Source organism: Nesterenkonia aethiopica (assembly GCF_039534665.1).
Taxonomy (GTDB): domain Bacteria; phylum Actinomycetota; class Actinomycetes; order Actinomycetales; family Micrococcaceae; genus Nesterenkonia; species Nesterenkonia aethiopica.
This window is the reverse complement of record NZ_BAAAVT010000015.1, coordinates 52,630-76,139: the sequence shown is the minus strand read 5'-3', so window position 1 is coordinate 76,139 and position 23,510 is coordinate 52,630. Positions and strand designations below refer to the sequence as shown.

Sequence of the window (23,510 nt, the reverse complement as noted above, 5' to 3'; positions counted from 1 at the left end):
CGGGTGGTCTCGGCGCGCGGCGGGCTCAGCCGACGCGTTCTCGGCAGATCTGAGCGATCTGCGGCACGCAGTGTTCGTTCTGCAGGCTCGTGGTGTCGCCGAGGGTGTCGTCCTCGTGCAGCTGGGTGAGCAGCCGGCGCATGATCTTCCCGGAACGGGTCTTGGGCACCTCCGGCACCGGGATGACGGTGCGCGGCTTGGCCACCGGGCCGATCACGGAGCCGACGTGGGACCGCAGCTCGGCCAGCAGCCGCGCCTCCGCCTCGCTGTCGCCGGCCGTGAGCGCCCCGTTCAGCCGCTCGCGGGCCGCGGCGGTCAGCACGGTGAACGCGACGGCGGCGTGCCCGGTGGTGGCGTCCGGCACGGGACACACCCCGGCCTCCACCACGTCCGGGTGGGAGACCAGCGCCGACTCGATCTCGATGGTGGAGAGCCGGTGCCCGGAGATGTTGATGACGTCGTCGATCCGCCCCAGGATCCACAGGTCGCCGTCGGCGTCGCGTTTGGCGCCGTCCCCGGCCAGGAACCAGCCCTGGTCCGCGTACTTCTGCCAATAGGAGGTGTAGTACCGCTCCGGGTCGCCCCAGACGGTGCGGGCCATGGAGGGGCCGGTGTGGGTGAGCACGATGCTGCCCTGCGCCTCGGCCGGGACCGGTGCGCCGGCGTCGTCGACGACGTCCACCGCCACTCCCGGCATGGCGCGGGTGACACAGCCGGGCTTCAGGCCGGTGTCCTCCGGGCGCGGGGTCAGCACGGTGGAACCGGATTCGGACTGCCACCAGGTGTCCACCATGGGGATCGCCGGGGCGCCGTGGTCGTCACGGGTGGCCCGGCCGAGCTGGCTGCGCAGCCAGGTCCAGGCCTCCGGGTTCACCGCCTCGCCCACGGTGCCCAGCAGGCGCAGGGAGGAGAGGTCGTAGTGGTCAGGGACGCCGTCGGGGAACCAGCCCATCAGGGACCGCACCAGGGTGGGGGCCGTGTAGTAGGTGGTCACGCCGTGGCGCTGGATGATCTCGAAGTGTCGCCCGGGATGCGGGGTGTTCGGCGTGCCCTCGTAGATCACCTGCGTGGCACCGGCGGCGAGCGGCCCATAGATCTCATAGGTGTGGGCGGTGACCCAGGCCAGGTCCGCGGTGCACCAGTGGACGTCGTCGCCCCGGCGGGCCGGATCCGGGTGGGCGAAGAGCCGCAGATAGGTGAACAGCGCCCCGGTGAGGTACCCGCCGGTGGTGTGCACCAGCCCCTTGGGCTTGCCGGTGGTGCCGGAGGTGTACATGATGAACAGGTCCTGCTCGGCGTCGAAGGCTTGCGCGGTGTGCTCGGCGGAGGCGGTCTCCACGGTCTCATGCCACCAGACGTCCCGGCCCAGACCGTCCCCGGCGAGGTCCTCGGCGGTCCAGGGGATCTCCGAGCCGGTGCGGCGGATGACCAGCACATGGCGCAGGCTGCCGCCCTCGGCCACGGAGAGGCCCTCCACGGCGGCGTCGGCGTTCTCCTTCACCGGCACAGCCTGCCCTCGGCGGAACTGGCCGTCGGTGGTGACCAGCAGCGCCGCCCCGGTGTCCTCCACGCGGAAGCGCAGCGCCTCGGCGGAGAATCCGCCGAAGACCAGCGAGTGCACCGCCCCGATGCGGGCGCAGGCCAGGGTGATCACCACCGTCTCCACCAGCACCGGCAGGTAGATCACCACCCGGTCCCCACGGCCCACCCCCAGGGCGGTCAGGGCGTTGGCGGCCTGATTGACCTTGTCCTGCAGCTGCGCGTAGGTGACGTCCTGCCGGTCCCCGGGCTCGCCTTCGAAATGCAGGGCGACGACGTCACCGCGCCCGGCGGCCACATGGCGGTCCACGCAGTTGACTGCGGCGTTGAGCGTGCCGCCGTCGAACCAGCGGATGTCCGGGCCGCGGCGGGTACGCGGGTCCGGATCTGTCCACCGGTGGGTGGTGTGCCAGGGGGTCTCCCAGTCCAGCAGGGATGCCGCCTGGTCCCAGAAGGCCAGGCGCTCCTGTTCGGTGACCGGGTCCGCCCAGGAGTGGACGTCCGCGGTCAGCGGGTGCTGCAGAGTCTCCCGATCGATGTCTGACGCCGGCGTCACGCCCATGTCTTCAGTGCCTTCCTCTCCACGACGCCCAGCAGCGCGTCGGTGATCTTGCCCAGGATCGCCAGCAGGATGATGGCTAGCAGCAGACGGTCGGTGCGCCCGTTGTTCTGCGAATCGGTCAGCAGGAAGCCCAGCCCCATGGATGAGGCGATCAGCTCCGCGGCCACCAGGAACAGCCAGGCCTGGGCGAGCGCGAGGCGCAGCCCGGAGAACACGCTGGGCACCACGGCGGGCAGCTGCACGGTGACCAGCAGGCGCAGCCCGTGGTACCCGAACGCGCGGCCGGCCTCCACCAGCTGTGGATCCACGTGCCGCAGCGCGGAGTGCACGGCGGTGAAGACGGGGAAGAACGCACCGATGGCGATGAGCGTGACCTTGGAGTCCTCATAGATGCCCATCCACAGGATGAGCAGCGGCACCCACGCCAGGGACGGCACGGCCCGGAAGGCCCCGATGGTGGGGTGCAGCAGGGAGTCGGCGATCTTCGACAGACCCAGCACCGAGCCCAGCGCCAGGCCCAGGCCCGCGCCTACGGCGAAGCCCAGCAACACCCGCTGCACGGAGATGGCGATGTGCTGGTAGAGCTCCCCGCGCTCGAACAGCTCCACCCCGGCGGCCAGCACCGACTGCGGAGTCGGCAGCTGCACCGGGGAGAAGACGCCGGCCGCGGTGACGCCGTACCACAGGGCCAGCAGGACCAGCGGCACGATCGCTCCGATGAGGACCCGACCGCCGGGGATGCGACGGACCCGAGCAGGCACTCCAGCGTCCGGACTGTCCGGGCCGGTCACCGGCCGGGGCGCGGCTGAGTTACGGTCGCCCAGCACCCGTGCCGGCTCCGCGCTCTGGTGGCGGCCCTCCTCGTCCCGGGTCCGAGCACCGTCAGGCAGCGTCTGGCTCATCACTGATCATCCTCGTCGTCCTCGACGATTGTGGCCTCGTCCTCAGAGCCCTCGGCGTCGGTGGCCTGCCGGTTCTCCGCGAACTCCGGGTGGAACAGCGTCTCGAGCGCCTCGTCGATGCTGTCCTGGCTGGAGACGTCACCGGTGTCGAGGAAGATCGGACCGACCTCCTGCAGCACCTCACGCTGGGCGGCGCCGGGGACCGGGTCGACGTCGAAGTTCGACCGCTCCCGGATCACCGTCTCGGCGACCTCCAGGTCGATATTGCCGTGCTCGGCCAGGATCTCGGCCGTCTCCTCGGGGTTCTCCTGAGCCCATTCGCGGGCCTGCTCATAGACGTCCACTACGGTCTGGGCGACGTCGGGGTGGTCCTCGATGAACGACTCGGTCGCGTTGATCACGCTGTAGGTGTTGAAGTCCACGTTCCGGTAGAACAGCGTCTCGCCGTCGGCCTCGGCTCCCGCCATGATCGGGTCCAGTCCGGCCCAGGCGTCGACGTCGCCGTTGGCCAGCGCGCTGCGGCCGTCCGCGTGCTGCAGGTTCTGCACCTCCACATCGCCCACCTCCAGGCCGGCCTCCTGCAGGGACTGCACCAGGAAGAAGTACGGGTCGGTGCCCAGCGTGGCGGCCACGGAGGCGCCCTCGAGGTCGCCGACGTCGGTGATCCCCGAGTCCGGCGAGGTGACCATGGCGGCCCACTCCGGCTGGTTCTCGATGAGGATGATCTGCTGCGGGGCGCCGTTGGCGCGCGCCAGCAGGGCGGCGGAGCCGGCCGTGGACCCGACGTCGATGGCCTCGGCACGCAGCTTCTCATTGGCGTCGTTGGAGCCGTGGGACTGGATCCATTCCACCTCGGTGCCGGCCTCGGAGAGCTCCTCTTCGAGCCAGCCGTGCTCCATCATCACCAGGCTGAGCGGGTTGTAGGTGGCGAAGTCGAGGGTGAGCGTGTCCAGTTCGCCCTCGGCGGTGCCGCCGGGTCCCTCGCCCTCCACGCATCCGGTCGCCAGCAGAGCGACGGCCGCGCCGGCGATCGTCGCGGAGGCGGCGCGTCGGAACCGCGGCCGCGGGAAGCGGGCAGGGGAGAAGGAGGTGTCGGTCTGACTGGGCATGTCGTGAAGGGACCTTTCGTGCGTGGGTGGGAGCCGCCCCGGTCGAGCTCGGGCTCCGCCCGGCCGCGCCGAGCGGAGGCCGGGAGCGCCCGGGCCGCGCGGCCTGTCAGTCCTGAGCTGTCAGTCCTGAGCTGTCAGTCCTGAACTGTCAGACCTGAGCGGAACGTGCGGTCCGGCCGGGGCGGGTGGGCTAGTGCGCGTCGACGCCGAGGCCGGCCAGGAGCTCGCCGCGCAGGGCGGCCAGCTCGGCGGAGGCACGGTCACGCGGCCGGCTGCCCGGAACGGTGAGCAGGCGGGAGACGGTGGCGCCCTCGCGGGCGGGGTCCACCGGGTCGGAGCCGAGCAGCAGGATTCGGTCGGCCAGCTGCAGGGCCTCGTCGACGTCGTGGGTCACCAGCAGCACCGTGGTGCCGGTCTGCGCATGGACGTCCAGGAGGAGGTCCTGCATCTTCAGCCGGGTCAGGGCGTCCAGAGCGCCGAAGGGCTCGTCCAGCAGGAGCACGCCGGGGCGGCGGGCCAAGGCCCGGGCCAGCGAGGCGCGCTGCGCCATGCCGCCGGAGATCTCCCGGGGGCGAAGCTGGGCGCGCTCGGCCAGGCCGACCAGTTCGAGCAGCTCATCCACTCGCCGACGGCCCTCCGCCGCGGACACGTGCCGCGGCAGCCCGAGGGAGACGTTGCGGTGCACCGAGCGCCAGGGCAGCAGCCGAGGCTCCTGGAAGCCGACGGCGGTCCGTTCGTCATAGGTGCGCACCGGGGTGCCGTCGATGATGACCTCACCGGAGCATCCGGCGTCGAGACCGCCGACGGCGCGCAGCAGCGTGGACTTCCCGCAGCCGGAGGCGCCCAGGATGGCGACCACCTCGCCGGGGGAGATGTGCAGGTCGACGTCGTGCAGGACGGTGCGTCCGTCGAAGGCGCGCCCCACACCGCGCAGCTGCACGTCCATCGAATGCGTGGCGGCCCCTGCGGGGGCGGGACGGTCCAGCAGAGCGACGCCGCCGGAATGCTCGGAGAGGTGCTGGTCAGACTCGTGCGTCACGAGTGCGGGTGCAGACGAACCCATAGGAAATTCACTCCCATCGATCCTGGCGGTAGCACCTTTTCTGATGCGACGGGCACAGAGAGGCCGATCGACGCATCCGAAGGTTGCTGCGGCGTCACAGAGCCAGATCTCTCAGCCGCTCGGGATGGTGTACGTGCTCAACCCTACGCGGATCAGCGTGGGCCGGGCAACGGTGGTGTCACAGTGTGAGACATGTGGGGTGGCGTGGGCCCGACGACGGTGCCCCGGATGGAGGCGGATGCCCTCAGGCTTCGGGAGACAGCGGGCCGAGGCTCTTGAACTCGCTCTGGTGGAACACCAGCGCCTCGGCGGAGTCCTCGACCGCCAGGTCCAGCAGCTCGAGCACGACGATGTCATGGTCGCCGGCCCGGACCTGGTCGTAGATGCGGGTGGTGAAGGTGACGGGCGCACCCTCCAGCGTGATCGACCCACCTGTGCCGATGCTTGTCCTCAGGCCGGTGAATCGGCTCTCCCGGTCCTTGGAGGCGATCTTCCGGCACAGCTCCGACTGGCCGTGCCCGATCAGCGACACTCCCAGCTCGGTGTCCGCCCCGGCCAGCTTCGGCCAGGTGGTGGAGCTGTGCTGCACCGCCACCGTGGCCAGCGGCGGCTTGAGCGAGACGCCGATGGTGAAGGTGGAGGCCACGAGCCCTTCCGGGCGGCCGTCCACCTCGGCGGCGACGACCACCACCCCCTGCGGGAAGTGGCCGAAGGTCCGGCGCAGCTCCAGCGGATCGACGTCGGCCAGCCGGGTGGCGGCGCGGCCCACGGCGGGGCGGGGTCCGGTGTCAGCGGGCGCGTGCGGCACGGTCTCCTCCACGGTGGTCGTGGGGCGCTCGGCGGCGGCCAGTGCGGTGCTCATGGCGGATCAACTCCCATCGGTCCTGGCGGTAGCACCTTTTCTGAAGGATCCGCCGGAGGGGCGGATCGCATCCGAAGGTTGCTGCGGCGTCGACGAGCCAGATCTCTCGGCCGCTCGGGATGGTCTGTGTGTCCAGCGTACGGCCGCAGAGAGATGTGATCAAAGAACCGTTCGCAGGATGAGACGCGGCGACATATTCCGTCCAGGGGGCGCGCAGGATGCGTCCAGAGTGTGGCTCCCTCAGTCCGAGGGGACTGTACATTCTTACGCCTCGTGACATGAACTCAATCCGCTGACTTGACGATTGTTCATCTGCTGCGCGTATGGTTGACCCCAACGAACCCATCCAGAGCGACTGAGAGATCTGGCTCGACGACGTCGCAGCAACCACCCGGAGCAGCCGTGCCCAGTGCGGCCCGGGGAACGGTGCTAACGCCAGAGACGATGGAGAATGCCCGATGATCTCACTGCGCCATGTGTCCACGTCCTTCCCCGCTGCCCGGGGCAAGGAGCCCATCCACGCCGTCGATGACGTCTCCTTGGAGATCCCCCGCGGGAGCATCCAGGGGATCATCGGCTTCTCCGGCGCCGGGAAGTCCACGCTGCTGCGCAACATCAACCTGCTTGAGCGCCCCACCTCGGGTGAGGTGCATGTGGGCGGGGTGGAGCTGACCGCCCTCGACGACGAGGCTCTGCGTCGCGCCCGGCACCAGATCGGCATGATCTTCCAGGGGTTCAACCTGGTGAACAATCTGACCGTCGCCCAGAACGTGGAGCTGTCCCTGAAGTTCGCCGGCGAGAAGGACCGTCGCGTCCGCCGGCGTCGCGCCGCCGAGGCGCTGGAGATCGTGGACATCACCGACAAGGCCAAGGTGTACCCGGCCCAGCTCTCCGGCGGGCAGAAGCAGCGGGTGGCCATCGCTCGCGCCCTGGCCACTCGGCCGGAGGTGCTGCTGTGTGACGAGCCGACCTCCGCCCTGGACCCCTTCACCACGGCGACGGTGCTGCAGTATCTCGCCGACGTGAACCGCGAGCTCGGCATCACCGTGGTCATCGTGACCCACGAGATGGAGGTCATCAAGGCCCTGGCCGATCACGTCGCCGTCATGGAGTCCGGCCGCGTGGTGGAGCAGTTCCCCGCCCGGGAGCTGCAGCGCGAGGGCTTCGCTCCGCACACCTCCATCGGCCGGTACCTGGTCAGCGACGGCATCAGTGTGGACCGTGACGGCGGCGCCCGGACGCAGGCGCCGACGCCGAGCGGGGACCAGGGTCGCGCCGCAGAGTCCGCAGAGCCGCCGGCGCCCCAGGACCCGCCCCGTGGCCCCCGGAGGCTCGCGGCCTCTGAGCTGCTCGCCGCCGTGCCGTTCGAGGGAGGTCGTCGCTGATGGAACGCATCCTCGAACTGCAGCCCGAACTCGTCCAGGCCATGCTGGAGACCTTCGCCATGATCGCGGTGGCCATCCCGCTGGCGGTGCTGTTCGGCACTCCGCTGGGCATCTGGCTGTTCATCCATGCCCCGGGCGGAATCGCTCCGCTGCCCCGCGCCCATGCGCTGGTCAGCGGGATCGTCAATATGGTCCGCTCCTTCCCGTTCCTCATCCTGCTGATCGCGATCATTCCGTTCACCCGGCTGGTCGTCGGCACCACGGTCGGTACGGCGGCTGCGATCGTCCCACTCACGGTCAACGCCATTCCCTACTTCGCCCGGCTGGTGGAGCAGAACATCACCCAGCTGGGGTCCGGGGCGGTGGAGGCCTCCCGTGCCATGGGGGCCACTCGCGGACAGATCATCCGCAATGTGCTGCTGGTGGACGCCAAGCCGGCGATCATCGGGTCCATCACGATCACCACCGTCAGCTTCATCTCCTATTCGGCCATGGTCGGACTGGTCGGCGGCGGCGGAATCGGCGACTTCGCCATCCGGTACGGGTACTACCGCTATGAGACCGCGGTGATGATGGTCGCCATCGTGCTGATGATCGCCCTGGTGACGCTCGTGCAGTTCAGCGGCACCCGCCTCGCGCGGCTCACCGACAAGCGCATCTGACCACCGGCCGGTTCGGCCGCCCCTGCGCTCCGTGCGCACTCCTCCATCCCGGCGTGCAGGTCGCTGCACCCTGACAACGAAAGCTTGTGACATGCCCAGAACACTGACATCCTCCGGCGTCTCCGGCGCGCTCGGGCTGACCGGGGCCACCGGTTCGCTCGCCTCCTCCCCGCTCGGGCGCCGCGGCCTGCTGCTCGGCGGACTCGCCGCAGTGGGGACCTTCACCCTGACCTCCTGCGGGCTGGCCGACGCCGTGGGCGACGACGACCGCACGATCAGCATGATCGTCACCGAGTCGGCGCCCTTCCAGGACCCCACCGAGATCGTCAAGGACATCCTCGCCGAGGACGGCTGGGAGCTGGAGACCACCTACGTCACCGACATCATCCAGCCCAACCAGGTGGTGGCCCAGGGGGAGTACGACGCCAACTTCTTCCAGCACATCGCCTACCTGCGGCAGTTCAACCAGGACAACGGCACCGATGTGGAGCCCGCGTTCTCCGTCTACTACGCGCCCAGCGGCATCTTCTCGCTGCAGCATGACAGCATCGAGGACCTCCCCGACGGCGCCCAGATCGCCCTGGCGGTCGACACCGCGAACAACGGCCGCGGGATCAAGCTGCTCGCCGACGCCGGGGTCCTGGAGATCGATGAGTCCAAGGAGGTCACCGAGCTCTCGCAGCGGGACATCATCGACAACCCGAAGGACTTCGAGTTCATCGAGATCGACCAGCAGTCCGCCGCACAGACCCTGCCGGACGTCGACGCCGGCTTCGCCTTCGCGCGGCTGGTCGCCGAGGCGGGCCACGACGTCGCGGAGACCGCGCTGATCCTGGAGGACGACGAGGACGTCCGCATCCCCTTCACCTGCGTGGTCGCCGGGGCGCCCGGCTTCCAGGACACCGAGAAGGCCGCCGCCCTGCAGGAGGCCTTCCAGTCCGAGGAGGTCCAGCAGTGGTTCGAGGACTACCTCGACGGCGCCATCGACTTCACCGACGAGTTCACGCTCGACACCGTCGAGCCGATCTGGGAGGACTTCACCGCATGAACCGCAGCACCATCGGCCGTCCCTCCCAGACCCCCACACTCTCCCGGCGGCGGCTCCAGCGCGGTGCACTGGGCATCGCCGCGCTGGCCGCCGTCGGGAGCCTCACCTCCTGCGGGCTGGCCGACGCCGTCGGGGACGAGGACCGCACCATCAGCATCATCGTGACCGAGTCCGCCCCCTTCCAGGAGCCCACCGAGATCGCCAAGGATCTGCTGGCCGAGGAGGGCTGGGAGCTGGAGACCACCTATGTCACCGACATCATCCAGCCGAACCAGGTGGTGGCCCAGGGTGAGTATGACGCGAACTTCTTCCAGAACTTCGCCTACCTGGACCAGTTCAACACCGACCACGGTCTGGACATCGAGCCGGTGTTCGCCGTCTACGAGGCCCCCGGAGGGCTCTTCTCGACTGAGCACAGCGAGCTGGGCGATCTGCCCGAGGGCGCCCAGATCGCGCTGCCGGTGGACACCGCCAACAACGGGCGCGGCCTGAAGCTCCTCGCCGACGCCGGGCTGCTGGAGATCGACGAATCGGTCCCGGTCACCGAGCTGTCCCAGCGCGACATCATCGAGAACCCGCGGGACCTCGAGTTCGTGGAGGTCGATCAGCAGTCCGTGGCGCAGAGCATCGACGACGTCGACGCCGCCTTCGCCTTCCTGCGCCTGGCCTCCGAGATCGGCCTGGGCCCCGAGGACACCCTCGCCCTGGAAGGTGAGGACGTGGCCCTGCCCTTCACCTGCGTGGTGGCCGCCGCCCCGGACTTCGCCGGCACCGAGGCCGCCGAGGCGCTGGAGCGCGCCTACCAGTCCGAAGAGGTCCGCGACTGGTTCGCCGACTACCTCGACGGCGTGCTCGACCCGGCCTTCGAGGTCGACGTCGACGCCGCCTGGGCGGAGATCTCCGCATGACCGCCCCCACCCTGCGGCGCTCGCCAGCGGCCGCAGACACCAGACTCTCCCGGCGCCGGCTGCTCAGCGGTTCACTGGGCATGGCCGCTCTGGCCGGCGTCGGGAGCCTCACCTCGGGCTGCGGGATCGCCGGGGCACTCGGAAATGACCGCACCCTGCGGCTGATCGTCACCGAGTCCCCGCCGTTCCAGGAGCCCACGAAGATCGCCGAGGAGATCCTCGCCGCGGACGGCTGGGACGTCACCGCCACCTATGTCACCGACATCATCCAGCCCAACCATGCGGTGTCCAACGGCGAATACGACGTCAACTTCTTCCAGAACATCAGCTACCTGCGGCAGTTCAACGAGGACAACGACCTGGACATCGAGCCGCTGTTCTTCATGTTCGAGCAGCCCTCGGGGATCTACTCGGCCGTCCATGACACGCTCGAGGACATCCCGGAGCGGGCACGCATCGCCCTGCCGGTGGACACGGCGACCAACGGCCGGGGCATCCGGCTGCTGGCCCGCGGCGGGCTGATCGAGATCGACGAGTCCAAGCATGTGGCGGCCCTGTCCGTGCATGACATCACCGCGAATCCGCTGGACCTGGAGTTCGTGGAGGTGGACCAGCAGTCGGTCGGTCAGATCTACCCGGACGTGGACGCCGTCTTCGGCTTTGCCCGACTGCTCGCCGAGGTGGACGTCATGCCGGAGGAGGTCCTGATCATGGAGTCCGCGGACGAGGCGCTGCCCTTCGCCCTGGCGGTCTGCGCCCGCCCCGGCTTCGCCGAGGAGGAGCCGGAGAAGTACGAGGCGCTGAAGAGCGCCTATCACGACGACGAGGTCGCCGCCTGGTACGGCGACTACCTGGACGGGATCCTCACCCCGGCCTTCGACCGCGACATCCACGCCGCCTGGGAGGACGTGAACAGCCGATGAGCACCACGACGACGAGCATCGAGACCAGCACTGACACCAACACCAGCACCAGCGGCGGGCGCGGCGTGGAGGCGCCGCACTCCGGCGTCGAGCTGCCCGAGAGCCTGCTGGAGACCATCGCCTCCGGAGCGGTGCACCGGGAGCTGGCCCGCGAGCTGCCCCATGAGCCTGTCCGGCTCCTGGACGAGGCGCGCTTCGGCGCCCTGCGGGTGCCCCGGGAATTCGGCGGCCCCGGCGGGAGCGTGGAGGACCTGATCCGCCAGGTGATCCGGTTGGCCGCCGTCGACTCCAATGTGGCCCACCTGTACCGCGGACACTTCGGGTTCGTGGACTCGCTGCGCTTCCAGCCCGAGGAGATCCAGCAGGCCTGGTACCCGCGGGTCCTGGCCGGGGCGACCGTGGGCAACGCGTCCACGGAGAAGGGCGGCAACGCCCTGGGCACGCTGAACACGGTGCTCACCCAGGACGAGGACGGCACCTGGCGCCTGGACGGGGAGAAGTTCTACTCCACCGGGACCATCTTCTCGGACTACACCCGGGTCTCCGCCTCCCGGCCGGGGCTGGAGGGGCGTCGGTTCGCCGTCGTCGCCACCGATGCCGAGGGTGTGGAGGTCATCGACGACTGGGACGGCTTCGGCCAGAAGCTCACGGGCACCGGCACCACCCGATTCCACGGCGCCCCGGTGGAGGACGCCGCCGTGCTGGACCGCGTGCCGGGCTCGCATGAGGCGGTGCACGAAGCCGCGTTCTTCCAGCTGTACCTGCTGGCCGTCCAGGTCGGCATCGCGAAGGCCGCGGTGGCCGACGCCGTCGCGCTGGTGGCCAAGCGCACGCGCACCTTCAACACCTCCGGCTCCGGGCAGCTGTTCCGCGAGGACCCGCTGATCCAGCAGATCATCGGCACCATGTCCGCGAAGGCCTTCGCCGCCGAGTCCACGGTGTTGGAGGTCGCGCGGATCCACGACCGCTCCCTGGAGGCTGGGTTCGCCGCCGGCACCCACCGTCTGGGCTTCGACGGTGAGCTTCCGGGCGCCGTCTACGACGCCGAGATCGCGGTGGAGCAGGCGCAGGTCACCGTGCCGGAGATCGTCATCGGGGTCACCCAGGAGCTGTTCCAGACCGTGGGCGCCTCGGCGACGCTGCGCACCAAGGCGCTGGACCGGCACTGGCGCAACGCGCAGACCGTCGCCACGCACAACCCGATCGTGTTCCGGGCCCGGTCCATCGGGGACTGGGAGATCAACGGCACGCTGCCGGAGGGGCTCAACGCCATCGGCGAGGCGAAGGGGGCCCAGCGATGACCGGGTCCGGCGCAGCCCGTCCGATGCTGTTCAACGCCTTCGACATGCTGGTGCCGGTCCACCAGTCGCCGGGGCTGTGGCGGCACCCGGACTCCCGCATCACCGCCTTCGACTCCCTGGACTACTGGACCGAGCTCTCCCGCACTGTCGAGGACGCCGGATTCTCCTGCCTGTTCCTGGCGGATGTCCCCGGCATCTATGACGTCTACGGGGGCAGCGCAGACGCCGCGGCCCGTGGGGGAGTCCAGTACCCCCTGCTGGACCCGCAGGTGATCGTGCCCGCGCTGGCGGCGGCCACCACGCACCTGGGCTTCGGGCTGACCGCCTCGGTGACCTATGAGGCCCCCTACCTGCTGGCCCGGCGCTTCGCCACGCTGGACCATCTGACCGGCGGGCGCATCGCCTGGAACATCGTCACCAGCTACCAGGACTCCGCCGCGCGGAACCTCGGCATGGAGGGGCAGATCCCCCATGACGAGCGCTACGACCGGGCCGACGAGTACCTGGAGGTCATGTACCGGCTCTTCGAACACTCGGTGGAGGACGATGCCGTGGTGGCCGACGCCGAGCGCGGCGTCTTCGTGGACCCGGAGAAGATCCACCCGGTCGGGCATCAGGGCCGCTGGTTCTCCGTGCCCGGAGAGATGCTCACCCATCCGGGCCCGCAACGGACCCCGCTGCTGTTCCAGGCGGGCTCCTCGGCGCGCGGGCAGCAGTTCGCCGTCGACCACGCCGAGGCGATCTTCGTGATCAGCTCCCGGCCGGAGAAGCTCGCCCAGCAGGTGGCCTCCACGCGGCAGGCCGTGGCGGACACCGGGCGCGACCCGGAGTCGGTGCGATTCTTCGCCATGGTGACCATCGTCGTCGCCGAGACCGAGCAGGAGGCGCAGGACCGGCTCACGGAGTACCGCAGCTGTGTGGACACCGAGGCCGCGCTCACGCTCTTCGGCGGCTGGACCGGGGTCGACCTGTCCGGTCTGGACGACGACGACGTCATCGCCGATGTGCAGACCGAGGCCAACCAGTCCGCCCTGGCCATGTTCACCAAGGACCCGACCAAGCAGTGGACGGTCCGCGACGCCGCGGAGTTCATCTCCATCGGCGGTCGCGGCCCGCTCATCGTGGGGGACCCCGTGCAGGTGGTGGACGAGCTGGAACGCTGGCAGACCATCACCGGGGTGGATGGGTTCAACGTCTCCGCCGCGGTGCGGCCCGCCGACTTCGAGCGGTTCCGAGACCTGATCACCCCAGAGCTGCAGCGCCGTGGACTGCTCGCCGAGCGTCCGGAGACCCCGGTGACCCTGCGGGAGCAGCTCGGCGGTGCGGGGCCGCACCTGGCCGAGGACCATCCGGCCCGCCGGCTCGGCAGCCGAGCGGAGGCGGCTCCCGCCGGGTCCTGACTGCCGGGTCCTGACCGGCGCTCCTCACAGACCCTTCCGACGTCGGCACCGTGGTTTCACTGGGCATGGCCGCGGTGCCGGCGTCGGGAGTTCATATCTGGTGCCACAGCAGCAGGGCGTGGTCTCCCGTCTCGGGGTCGATCTCCTGGAATCCCTGCCGCCGGTAGAACCGTCGGGCGTCGGCGTCAGGCGCATCCACCGGACCGTCCCACCACACATTGGGGCGGCGGGTCACCAGCGCGACCCCGTCCGGGGCGCCGCCCGGATCCTGCCAGCCCAGCCAGGCGCTGGTCTGCTCGGACCCCAGCAGCCGCCGCAGTCGCTCAGCCAGCACGGCGGCCCCGGGCGTGGGGGAGCCGAACTCGGTGTTGAAGTCGTCCAGCAGCCGGGCGACCATCCCCGCGTCCTCTGGGCCTGCCCGCCGCACGTGTGTCCTGACGGTGCCGCCGTCGTCGTCCATTCCCACTACTCCTCGCCGTTCCGCACCACCACATCACGTCTGCCTCAGCAGATCTTGCGGTGCAGACGTGATGTCGTGGTGCAGAACCGCCGGGGCGGAAGGACCGTCGCGACTCAGCGTGAGGCGCGGTGCAGGATCTGCTCCATGATCGCGTCGTGCACCATGCGCGGCTCCCCATAGGCCGGGTAGCGGAACTGCATGATGTTCGCGTACGGGTTGATGTCCAGCACGACGGCGCCCTCCCCGGTCTCCAGGTCCGGCACCAGCAGGTCGACGGCGGCAGCGCTGAGCCCCGGCACCGACCACAGCCCGTCCACGGCCAGGTCTCGCAGGGCGTCGGGGAGCTCGTCGGTCACGTCCACGGCGAGGCCTCCGCCGCGGGAGGTGTCGGCGATCTCGGTGAGGCGACGCACCTGCCCGGCCGCCGGCACATCCGTGGTGCTCAGCCCCACCGGGGCCAGGAAGTCGTCGGTGACCTTCGGCTGGCGCGGCCGCAGGTAGGCGTTGTCCTGCCGTCGGGCGATCTCGGTCTCCGCCAGCTCGCCCACCGTGGAGACGCCGTCGCCGACCACGTAGAACGGCACGCGCACGATCGCGCCGGCCACCTGCTCACCCACCACGTAGACCCGCAGGTCCACACCCGGGTGATGTTCCTCCACGATCATCTGGTACTTCGAGTCGGAGGTGGCCGAGCGGGAGGCCATGGCCCGCTGCCAGGCCTGGCGCAGCTCGCCCTCGGTGCGCACGGCGGTGCTGATGCCCTTGCCGGCCCGCCCGGAGGAGGGCTTCACCGCCACGGGGCCGCCCAGAGCCTTCATATACTTCACCGCGCGGGAGAACTCGGTGGGGCTGATCGCCCGGCCCTTTGGCGTGGGTACCTCGGAGGCCTGCAGGTACTTCTTGGTCATCTGCTTGGACCGGGAGACGCGCCGGGCCTGGTGGCTGACCAGAGAGGTGATGATCGCGTCCATCCCACCGATCACCACGCCGGAGAGGAACAGCAGCTGGTTGGCGTCGCTGATCTTCTTCACCGTGATCTTCTTGCGCTTCGCGGCGGCGGCGAGCAGCTGGTCATGCGGCGAGGTGCCGTTCCAGGTCTGCAGCTGGTCCAGCCGGGGCTCCAGCTGGTCCACGATGAACCGCTCGACGGCGTCGGCGGAGTCGGACAGGACCGCCGGCACCTGCCGCGTCGCCGAGGAGGAGCCGGCGTCATCGATGCCGACGTCGCCCTCGTGCGTCGCGACGGCGGGGGCGGCGTCGAGGCCGTCGGTGGGGCTGTCCGGGGAGGCGGTGGTCTTGGAGGCCATGGCTCTCAGGATATCCTCACCGGGAGGCGGCCATGAGAAGCTCGTCGGCGATCGCCCCGGCCACGTTCCGCGGGCTGCCGTAGGCGGGGCAGTGATGGGGCACCAGGCTCGCGCTGATGTCCGCTTCGAGCACCACGGCTCCCTCCGCGCTGTCCAGGTCCGGGGCCAGCAGGTCGATCCCGGCGGCGCCGAGCCCGGGGATGGACCAGAGCGCGTCGACGGCGAGCTCGGCGAGCTCCTCACCGATGCGGTCCGTGACGTCCACGGGGATGCCGCCGGCCCGCAGGTTCGCGGCCTCATTGAGGACCACGACCCGCCCCGGCTCCAGCACCGTGGACAGAGACAGGCCCATCGGTGCGAGGTCCTCCTCCTGGACCGCCGGGGTGTGGGCGGCCAGGTGGCCGTGGCTCTGCCGGCGTGCGGCATCGCGCTGCAGCAGGGTGTGCATCTCGGAGGATCCGTCACCCACCACGTGCAGCGGAACCCGCACGATCGCGGAGACGAGCTCCTCACCCACCACGAAGGCGCGCAGGTCCAGGCCGTCATGGAACTGCTCCACCATCAGCTTCCTGCTGGGCGCCTCGCCGGTCAGCCGGGCGTCGAGCGCCTCCGGCCAGGCCTGCTGCAGCTCCTCGGCGCTGGTCAGATGTGTGGCGATTCCGTGCCCGGGCTTCGCGGACGCAGGCTTGAGCACCGCCGGCCCGGACAACGACCCCAGGTATTTGGCGGCTTCGGTGATCTCATCCTCGCTGAAGGTGCGCCCGGCCGGCACCGGGATCTCCTGCAGCTCGAAGTGTCGCTTGGTCAGCGCTTTGTTCCGGGTCACTCGACGCGCATTGGAGCTGACCAGGGAGGTCATGGTGCGATCGAAGCCGCCGATGACGACGCCGCCGAAGAGCAGGACGTGGTTGTGGGGTGACACCTCGCGGACGGTGATGCGTCGCTGGGCCAGCTCCCGGCGCAGCAGCGCCTGGTGGCCGGGGGCCTGAGGGATGGCGTTGAGCTCCTCGACGCGGGGCCCGAGGTGCTCAGTGATGAACCGCTCCAGGGCCGTGGTGCCGGCGTCGGTGGTCATGGCCGGGCGTTCGTCGGAGTCGCCTTCGACGGCGTCGTCGTCACCGGCGACCGCGTCGTCGTCGTGCTCTGCAGCATCCTCATGCGCTGGGTCCTCATGCGCTGTCACCTGATGCGCTGGGTGCTGATGCGCTGTGTCCTCTGCGGCGCCGTCTGCGGTCGACTGCGAAGCATTCCCGGGGCTGGCCATGCCCACCAGGATAGCCGCCGGGAGGCGCCCAACTCTGCGAAGGAATGTGACACCGGCCTCGTGCGTGTCCAGGGGAGGCCGGTAGAGTGCGGGCCGTACCATCCAGAGCGGCTGAGAGACCTGGCTCGACGACGCCGCAGCAACCCGACCGTCACGGTGACACAGGCGGTCCGGACACCCAGCCCCAGCCCGCGGCGCCGCCGTCGGGCCCCGGGGCGGGGATGCCGGAGCGCCGGGGTGCTAAGGCCAGGACCGATGGAGGGCTCCTCTGGCGCGTGCACCCTGGCTCCCGGGCTGCGCGTCGAGCGCCTGCATCGGCGACCCGCAAGGAGGAACCGATGACCGACCGCCACACCCAGCCGCCGACCACCCCCGCAGGAAAGCGCGAGATCCTGTTCAACGCCTTCGACATGAACTGCGTGGTCCACCAGTCCCCGGGGCTGTGGCGCCACCCGGAGGACCGGGCCCGCGAGTACAACACGCTGGCGTACTGGACCGACGTGGCCCGAACCCTGGAGAAGGGCCTGTTCGACGGGCTGTTCATCGCCGACGTGCTGGGCCCCTATGACGTCTTCGCCGCCACCCCTGACGCCGCCCTGTCCTCCGGCGCCCAGGTGCCGGTGAACGACCCCTTCCTGCTGGTCTCCGCGATGGCCGCCGTCACGGAGCACCTCGGCTTCGGGCTGACCGCCGGCACCGCCTACGAGCACCCCTACCCGTTCGCCCGCCGCCTGGGCACCCTGGACCACCTCACCGGGGGGCGGGTCGGATGGAACGTGGTCACCGGATACCTGCCCTCGGCCGCGCAGAACATGGGCCAGGACGACCAGATGGAGCACGACGCCCGCTACGACCACGCCGATGAGTACATGGACGTGGTCTACAAGCTGCTGGAGGGCTCCTGGGAGGACGACGCCGTCGTCGCGGACAAGGAGGCCGGCGTCTTCACCGACACCTCCAAGGTCCACCGCATCGAGCATGAGGGCCGCTACTTCAAGACCCCCGGCATCTCCGTGGTGGAGCCCTCCCCGCAGCGCATGCCGGTGGTCTACCAGGCCGGTGCCTCCACCCGGAGGCGGGCCTTCGCTGGCAAGCACGCCGAGGCCGTGTTCATCAACCCGCCCACCAAGGAGCTGGCCAAGGCGTCGGTGCAGCGCATCCGGCAGGCCGCCGTCGACGCCGGCCGGGACCCCTACAGCGTGCGGATCTTCGCCATGCAGACGGTGGTCACCGGGGCCGACGACGACGCCGCGCAGGCCAAGTACGACGAGCTGGTCCAGTACGTGGATCCGATCGGCGGGCTGGTGCTGATGTCCGGGTGGATGGGGCTGGATCTGAGCCAGTTCGACCTCGACCAGCCCATCGGTGATGTGGAGTCCAACGCCATCCAGTCCACCGTGGAGACCTTCCAGAAGGCCTCCGGCCGGGAGGGGGAGCCGTGGACGGTCCGGCAGCTGGCCGAATGGGTCGGCGTCGGCGGATTCGGACCGGTGATCGTCGGCGGCGGAGAGTCGGCGGCTCGTCAGCTGGCCGACTGGCAGGACGAGACCGACGTGGACGGGTTCAACCTGGCGTACCACATCACTCCCGGAACCTTCGAGGACATCGTGGAGCACGTGGTGCCGGCGCTGCAGAGGCTGGGACGGTACAAGACCGAGTACACGCCGGGCACGCTGCGGCACAAGCTCTTCGGCGCCGGCGACCACCTGCCGGCGGAGCACCACGGCGCGCAGTTCCAGCTGCGCCGTCGTCAGGCCGCCGAGGTCTGAGGGTCCCAACTATGCGGTGAGCCCGGAGGGATTGTCGCTGCACGCCGCGTCAGCGCCGTGATTCTGACAATCCCTCCGGGCCCAACCTGCTGCAGGCGGGTCAGCCGCCTCCGCGGTCTCCCGGGGCACCGCCTTCCTGCGCCCAGTCGCTGCCCTCCTTCTCGGTGCTCAGGCCGGGGTCGCTGTCCACGTCCCCGTGGGAGGAGGGCACCGTCTCCGGCGCGTGGAACTCCTCCTCGAAGGTCTCCGCGGCCTCCGCACCACCCTGCCGGACCGCCTCGGCGGCGGCGGTGGCGGCGCGTCGGGTCTTCTCCGCCACGTCCTGGGCCACCTTCCCGGCGGTGTCGCTCACCGAGGAGACCGTGTCTTGGATCTTCTCCTGCAGGTCCGGGTCGTTCCAGGCCTCGGAGGCGGACCTGCGCGCCTGCTCGAAGCCCTCCTTGCCGTGCTTCGTGCCGAGCACATAGCCGACGGCCATGCCGACACCCAGTGAGAGCAGTCCCATCGTCAACTCCTTCGTTCCGTCATGACCGTTGTCGAGGCGGGCGGGCCACGCTGGTGCCAGCGTCGGTCTCCGGCCCCGCCGGTCCTTCGAAACTACTGGCGGCGGAGGGCTCATGTCACCAGGTCACGACCCGGATCCGACCCCCATTCGACCCTGAGACCACCCTGAGAGCCCGAGGGCGACGGCGCACGGGTCGGTGGCCTCAGAAGCTGCCGACGGCGAGCACCAGGGGGATCAGCGCGGCCGTCACCAGGACCGGGATCACCAGGGAGACGACCCCGACGTCCTTGTAGGACTCGCGATGCGTCATCCCGCAGACGATGATCAGCGTGATCACCGCCCCGTTGTGCGGCATGGAGTCCAGCCCGCCGGAGGCCATCGCCGTGATGCGGTGCATCGCCTCCAGGCTGATGCCCTGGTCCACCGCGAGGTCCCGCAGCTCCTCGCCGAGCGCGTTGAGCGCGATGGTCATGCCGCCCGACGCCGAGCCGGTCACCGCGGAGATCGTCGACGTCGACACCGCCGAGGCCACCAGGGCGTTCTCGCTCACGCCGAAGATCCCCTCCCGGATGAGCGCGAAGGCTGCCAGAGAGGCGACGACGGCGCCGTAGCCGACCTCGGAGGCCGTGTTGAAGATCGGCAGCAGCGCGTTGCGGGCGCCGTCGGTGATGCCCTGCAGGATCCAGCGCAGGTGCCGGGCGTTCATCGCCAGGATCGCCAGGATGGCCCCGGCCAGGGCGGTGAGCACCGCCCAGGCGCCAGCCCGGTCACCCAGGCCGATGCCGCCGTAGCGCTCGTCCTGCAGGTAGCCCCAGTCCATCAGCGGGAACAGCACCATGGTGCAGCCGAAGTTGATGAGGAACACCAGCAGCACCGGGATGAAGGGGAAGACATGGTTGGGCGGCGTCAGCATGCCGGGAGTGGCAGGCCGGGCGGGGGAGGCGCTGTCGCTGGTGTTGCCGCTGTCGGTGCCGTTGCCGGTGCCGTTGTCGTGGGCGGTCGTGGCGCCCGGCCCCGGTGAGGTCCTCGTCTGCCCGGCGGAGGATCCGGCGGAGCCTCTGGAGGATGACCCGTCGCCGACGGACATCGCAGCGGCCCCGGCACCGATGTCGGCCCCGGCGCCGCTGCGCAGCTCCAGGGCTGTGGGGTCCGCGAAGTGCTCTCCACGGGCGGTGAGCTGACGCTTGCGGTGCTCCAGCCACAGCATGCCCAGGATGAAGATGAACGTGCCGCCGAGGATTCCGAGGCCCGGCGCGGCGAAGGTGGTGGTCTGGAAGGCCTGGCCCGGGATGATGTTCTGCACCTGGGGCGAACCGGGCAGCGCGGTCATGGTGAAGGTCAGCATGCCGTGGGCGATCGCCCCGGGGATGAGCCGGCGAGGGATGTCGGCGGCGCGGAAGAGCTCCCGGGCCAGGGGGAACATCACGAACACGACCACGAAGACGCTGATGCCCCCGTAGGTCAGCAGGGCGGTGGTGAGCACCGTGGCCAGCAGCGCCCGTTTCGGCCCCAGCCAGCGGGTGACCACTCGAGCGATGTCGGTGGCGTACCCGGCCATCGTCATCAGCTTCCCGAAGATCGCCCCGGTGAGGAACATGGGGAAGTACTGACCGATGAAGTTCGCCAGCGCAGGCATGAAGATCTCGGTGTAGTTGGCCAGGATCGGGGCACCGGAGAACAGCATGGCCACCAGTGCCGAGAGCGGCGCGGCCACCACGATGGTCACCCCGCGATAGGCCAGGGTGATGAGCAGCGCGAGTGAGACGAGGATTCCGAGGAGTCCCAAGGCCATACGTCCTCCTGAGGGTCAGGGCGGGCAGACACGACGACGCCCCGCCCGCCGCGAGGACGGGCGGGGCGCCGGTGGGTGCCTGCCTCAGTGGGTGGGGAAGCCCAGGCTGATCTGCGACTCGCTGGGCTCGGGCCAGCGGCTGCTGACCACCTTGCGGCGGGTGTAGAAGTTGAAGGCCTCCGGGCCGTACATGTGGGTGTCTCCGAACAGGGAGTCCTTCCAGCCGCCGAAGCTGAACGCGCCCACGGGCACCGGGATGGGGACGTTGACCCCGACCATGCCCACTTCGATGTCGAACTCGAACTCGCGGGCGGTCTTGCCGTCCCGAGTGAACACGGCGGTCCCGTTGGCGTAGCGGTTCGCGTTGATGAGCTCCACGGCCTCGTCGTAGCTCTCCACGCGGACCACCGAGAGGACGGGTCCGAAGATCTCCTCGTCGTAGACCTTCATGCCGGGCTTCACGTGGTCCAGCAGGGAGGCACCGATGAAGTAGCCCTCCCCGTCGAAGGTCTTCTCGCGCCCGTCGAGCACCACCGTGGCGCCCTCCTCGGCGGCGCCGGCCACATAGCCGGTGACGCGGTCCAGCGCTTCGCGGGTGATCAGTGGCCCCATCTCCGAGGCCGGGTCGGTGCCGTCGCCGATGCTCAGCCCCTCGGCGCGGGTGCGGATCTTCTCCACGAGTTCGTCGGCGATGTCGCCGACGGCGACCGTCACGGAGATCGCCATGCAGCGCTCGCCGGCGGAGCCGTAGGCCGCGGAGACGGCGGCGTCGGCGGCGGAGTCCAGGTCGGCGTCGGGCATGACCACCATGTGGTTCTTCGCCCCGCCGAGGGCCTGGACCCGCTTCCCGTGGGCCGCGCTGGTGGAGTAGATGTACCGGGCGATCGGCGTGGAGCCCACGAAGCTGACCGCCGCGATGCCCGGGTTGACCAGCAGCTCGTCCACGGCCTCCTTGTCGCCGTGGACCACGTTGAGGATGCCGTCCGGCAGTCCGGCGTCGCGGAAGGCCTGGGCGATCAGCAGGGACGCGGAGGGGTCACGCTCGGAGGGTTTGAGGATCACGGCGTTGCCCGCTGCGATGGCGGTGGTGATCATCCACAGCGGCACCATGGCGGGGAAGTTGAACGGGGTGATGCAGGCGACCACGCCCAACGGCTGGCGCACCTGATGGACGTCCACTCCGGTGGCCACCTGCTCGGCGTACTCGCCCTTGAGATGATGCATCAGGCCGGTGCAGAAGTCCACGTTCTCCAGGCCTCGGGTGATCTCGCCGTTCGCATCGGAGAGCACTTTGCCGTGCTCGGCGGTGATCGTGGCCGCCAGCTCACCGCGCCGCTCGTCGAGGATCTGGCGGGCCTTGAACATGATCTGGGTGCGCTTGGCCAGGCCGGTGCGGCGCCACGACTTCTGCGCCTCCGCGGCGACGGCGACGGCGTCGCGGACCCGCCCGGCGTCGGCCAGGGCGAGGCGTCCGGTCTCATGCCCCGTGGCGGGGTTGCGCACGGGGGAGTGGCGCTCGGCGTCGGTGATCATCTCTGCGCCGATGATGTGTCCGATCACGGGCAGCTCGCCGTCGACGCCGACGGCGGCACCGGTGGGGGAGGTCGTGGGGGTGGTGGAGGTCATGGATATCAGGCCTTTCTGGTCTCTGCGGGTGCGGCGTCGCCGGTGGTCTCGGAGGAACTCTCGGTGCCGGCAGTGCCGGTCCCGTCCCACCCGGGGGCGCCGCCGTCGGGGGAGGTGTACTTCACGATGAGGGTGCAGTCCTTGTCCGCGTAGCCTTCACCGATGAGCTGTTCGAAGCGGCGATGCGCCAGCTGCGCGGCCTCCAGACGCACTCCGGTCTTCTCGCCGGCATCGAGGGCGAGGCTGATGTCCTTGTGCGCCAGGTCGGTGCGGAAGGTCGCGTCATAGTTGCGGTTCGCGGCGGCGGAGTCCACGACGCCGGGCACCGGGTACCAGGTCTGCTGGGCCCAGGAATGCCCGGAGGAGACGGAGACGATCTCCCAGAAGACCTTCGGGTCGAGCCCGAGCTGCTCGGCCAGCTGGGACCCCTCGGAGGCGGCCATGAGGTCGATGAACAGCATCATGTTGTTGCAGATCTTCGCCGCGATGCCGGCCGTCGGCCCGCCGGCGGCGATGACCTTGCCCGCCATGGGCTCGATGAGCGCCGAGGCGTCGGCCACCGCGGACTCCTCGCCGCCGACCATGAAGGCCAGGGTGCCGGCGGCCGCCCCGGAGATCCCTCCGGAGACGGGGGCGTCCACGAAGCGGAACCCCCGGGCGGCGGACTCGTCATGGCAGTGCTGCGACGTCTCGATGTCCACGGTGGAGGAGTCCGCCAGCAGGGTGGTCTTCTCGGCGGTGGCCCAGATCCCGTCCTCACCGCCGAACACGGCCCGGACGTGCTCGCCCTTGGGGAGCATGGTGAACACGACGTCGGCACCGGCGACGGCCTCGGCGATGGTGCCCACCGTCTGCACGCCGTGGGCGGCGGCCGCCGAGGCGGCTCCGGCATCCAGGTCGAAGCCGCGCACCGTGTGCCCGGCCTGCACCAGGTTCGCCGTCATGGGGCCGCCCATGTTCCCCAGCCCGATCCATCCATAGGTGGCCATGCGCTCCTCCTCGAGTCGTGGGTCCGGCCTCCTGTGCCGGTTCGGTCACGCCGTGCGGGAACCCTCGCACGGGTGTGTCATGCCTCACACTAAGAGGTGCCGCCTGCGGCTTCAATGCACGATGGGCCGGGAAA

General features: G+C 70.1%; 20 protein-coding genes and 3 riboswitches. Of the genes, 8 read left to right on the top strand and 12 right to left on the bottom strand.

Going from position 1 to position 23,510, the window contains the following annotated elements; all coding sequences use genetic code 11:
- Positions 1 to 25: 25 nt before the first annotated feature.
- From acs to ABD658_RS11815, 5 genes are all read right to left on the bottom strand, one after another.
- A complete protein-coding gene (acs, locus tag ABD658_RS11835; RefSeq protein ID WP_344680985.1) occupies positions 26 to 2,101 on the bottom strand; it encodes an acetate--CoA ligase in 2,076 nt (691 codons plus the stop codon).
- Positions 2,092 to 3,003, bottom strand: a complete 912-nt coding sequence (locus tag ABD658_RS11830; protein ID WP_344680988.1) for an ABC transporter permease — start codon at positions 3,001 to 3,003, stop codon at positions 2,092 to 2,094. Before ABD658_RS11830 ends, acs begins: the two co-directional genes overlap by 10 nt.
- Entirely contained in the window at positions 3,003 to 4,112 is a 1,110-nt protein-coding gene (locus ABD658_RS11825) for an aliphatic sulfonate ABC transporter substrate-binding protein (RefSeq protein WP_344680990.1), read from the bottom strand. The genes ABD658_RS11830 and ABD658_RS11825 overlap by 1 nt, the downstream gene beginning before the upstream one ends.
- A gap of 190 nt (positions 4,113 to 4,302) precedes the next feature.
- The gene (locus ABD658_RS11820) at positions 4,303 to 5,058 is read right to left on the bottom strand and encodes an ABC transporter ATP-binding protein (RefSeq protein ID WP_311025302.1); all 756 of its coding nucleotides are present in this window, start codon (positions 5,056 to 5,058) and stop codon (positions 4,303 to 4,305) included.
- A gap of 127 nt (positions 5,059 to 5,185) precedes the next feature.
- Positions 5,186 to 5,306: riboswitch (SAM riboswitch) on the bottom strand.
- Between the two features lie 113 nt (positions 5,307 to 5,419).
- On the bottom strand, positions 5,420 to 6,037 hold the full coding sequence (locus ABD658_RS11815; RefSeq protein WP_344680994.1) for a flavin reductase family protein: 618 nt from the start codon (positions 6,035 to 6,037) through the stop codon (positions 5,420 to 5,422).
- A gap of 10 nt (positions 6,038 to 6,047) precedes the next feature.
- Positions 6,048 to 6,163: riboswitch (SAM riboswitch) on the bottom strand.
- A 213-nt stretch (positions 6,164 to 6,376) separates the two neighbouring features.
- Positions 6,377 to 6,488, top strand: a riboswitch (SAM riboswitch).
- A gap of 7 nt (positions 6,489 to 6,495) precedes the next feature.
- On the opposite strand from ABD658_RS11815, the gene ABD658_RS11810 reads away from it, so the two are divergent.
- The 7 genes from ABD658_RS11810 to ABD658_RS11780 all read left to right on the top strand — a co-directional run bounded on the left by ABD658_RS11810 (position 6,496) and on the right by ABD658_RS11780 (position 13,664).
- Positions 6,496 to 7,422 carry a methionine ABC transporter ATP-binding protein gene (locus tag ABD658_RS11810; protein WP_344680996.1) on the top strand — a complete coding sequence of 309 codons (927 nt, stop codon included), beginning with the start codon at positions 6,496 to 6,498 and terminating at the stop codon, positions 7,420 to 7,422.
- Entirely contained in the window at positions 7,422 to 8,084 is a 663-nt protein-coding gene (locus ABD658_RS11805) for a methionine ABC transporter permease (protein WP_070161855.1), read from the top strand. Before ABD658_RS11810 ends, ABD658_RS11805 begins: the two co-directional genes overlap by 1 nt.
- 91 nt (positions 8,085 to 8,175) lie before the next feature.
- The gene (locus ABD658_RS11800) at positions 8,176 to 9,132 is read left to right on the top strand and encodes a MetQ/NlpA family ABC transporter substrate-binding protein (RefSeq protein WP_344681000.1); all 957 of its coding nucleotides are present in this window, start codon (positions 8,176 to 8,178) and stop codon (positions 9,130 to 9,132) included.
- Positions 9,129 to 10,040, top strand: a complete 912-nt coding sequence (locus tag ABD658_RS11795) for a MetQ/NlpA family ABC transporter substrate-binding protein (protein WP_344681003.1) — start codon at positions 9,129 to 9,131, stop codon at positions 10,038 to 10,040. Before ABD658_RS11800 ends, ABD658_RS11795 begins: the two co-directional genes overlap by 4 nt.
- Positions 10,037 to 10,963, top strand: a complete 927-nt coding sequence (locus ABD658_RS11790) for a MetQ/NlpA family ABC transporter substrate-binding protein (protein WP_085437843.1) — start codon at positions 10,037 to 10,039, stop codon at positions 10,961 to 10,963. The genes ABD658_RS11795 and ABD658_RS11790 overlap by 4 nt, the downstream gene beginning before the upstream one ends.
- Positions 10,960 to 12,264, top strand: coding sequence for an acyl-CoA dehydrogenase family protein (locus tag ABD658_RS11785; protein WP_344681007.1), 1,305 nt, complete (start codon positions 10,960 to 10,962; stop codon positions 12,262 to 12,264). The genes ABD658_RS11790 and ABD658_RS11785 overlap by 4 nt, the downstream gene beginning before the upstream one ends.
- Complete coding sequence (locus tag ABD658_RS11780) at positions 12,261 to 13,664, top strand: LLM class flavin-dependent oxidoreductase (protein ID WP_344681009.1); 1,404 nt, start codon at positions 12,261 to 12,263, stop codon at positions 13,662 to 13,664. The genes ABD658_RS11785 and ABD658_RS11780 overlap by 4 nt, the downstream gene beginning before the upstream one ends.
- 91 nt (positions 13,665 to 13,755) lie before the next feature.
- Here ABD658_RS11780 and ABD658_RS11775 read toward each other — a convergent pair whose 3' ends face one another.
- From ABD658_RS11775 to ABD658_RS11765, 3 genes are all read right to left on the bottom strand, one after another.
- Positions 13,756 to 14,124: a hypothetical protein gene (locus ABD658_RS11775; protein ID WP_344681011.1), complete on the bottom strand. Its 369-nt coding sequence runs from the start codon at positions 14,122 to 14,124 to the stop codon at positions 13,756 to 13,758.
- A gap of 113 nt (positions 14,125 to 14,237) precedes the next feature.
- Entirely contained in the window at positions 14,238 to 15,431 is a 1,194-nt protein-coding gene (locus ABD658_RS11770) for an ATP-binding protein (RefSeq protein WP_311025153.1), read from the bottom strand.
- 16 nt (positions 15,432 to 15,447) lie between these two features.
- A complete protein-coding gene (locus tag ABD658_RS11765; RefSeq protein WP_344681017.1) occupies positions 15,448 to 16,695 on the bottom strand; it encodes a hypothetical protein in 1,248 nt (415 codons plus the stop codon).
- Between the two features lie 338 nt (positions 16,696 to 17,033).
- Between ABD658_RS11765 and ABD658_RS11760 the strand changes: the two genes are divergently transcribed.
- Complete coding sequence (locus tag ABD658_RS11760; RefSeq protein ID WP_344681019.1) at positions 17,034 to 18,464, top strand: LLM class flavin-dependent oxidoreductase; 1,431 nt, start codon at positions 17,034 to 17,036, stop codon at positions 18,462 to 18,464.
- A gap of 100 nt (positions 18,465 to 18,564) precedes the next feature.
- Here the strand turns inward: ABD658_RS11760 and ABD658_RS11755 are convergent, their stop codons facing one another.
- From ABD658_RS11755 to mmsB, 4 genes are all read right to left on the bottom strand, one after another.
- A complete protein-coding gene (locus tag ABD658_RS11755) occupies positions 18,565 to 18,969 on the bottom strand; it encodes a YtxH domain-containing protein (protein ID WP_311025156.1) in 405 nt (134 codons plus the stop codon).
- 202 nt (positions 18,970 to 19,171) lie between these two features.
- Positions 19,172 to 20,761 carry a GntP family permease gene (locus ABD658_RS11750; protein WP_344681021.1) on the bottom strand — a complete coding sequence of 530 codons (1,590 nt, stop codon included), beginning with the start codon at positions 20,759 to 20,761 and terminating at the stop codon, positions 19,172 to 19,174.
- Between the two features lie 84 nt (positions 20,762 to 20,845).
- Positions 20,846 to 22,387: a CoA-acylating methylmalonate-semialdehyde dehydrogenase gene (locus ABD658_RS11745; RefSeq protein WP_344681023.1), complete on the bottom strand. Its 1,542-nt coding sequence runs from the start codon at positions 22,385 to 22,387 to the stop codon at positions 20,846 to 20,848.
- Positions 22,388 to 22,392: 5 nt separating this feature from the next.
- Positions 22,393 to 23,376, bottom strand: a complete 984-nt coding sequence (gene mmsB / locus ABD658_RS11740; protein ID WP_344681025.1) for a 3-hydroxyisobutyrate dehydrogenase — start codon at positions 23,374 to 23,376, stop codon at positions 22,393 to 22,395.
- Positions 23,377 to 23,510 lie beyond the last annotated feature (134 nt).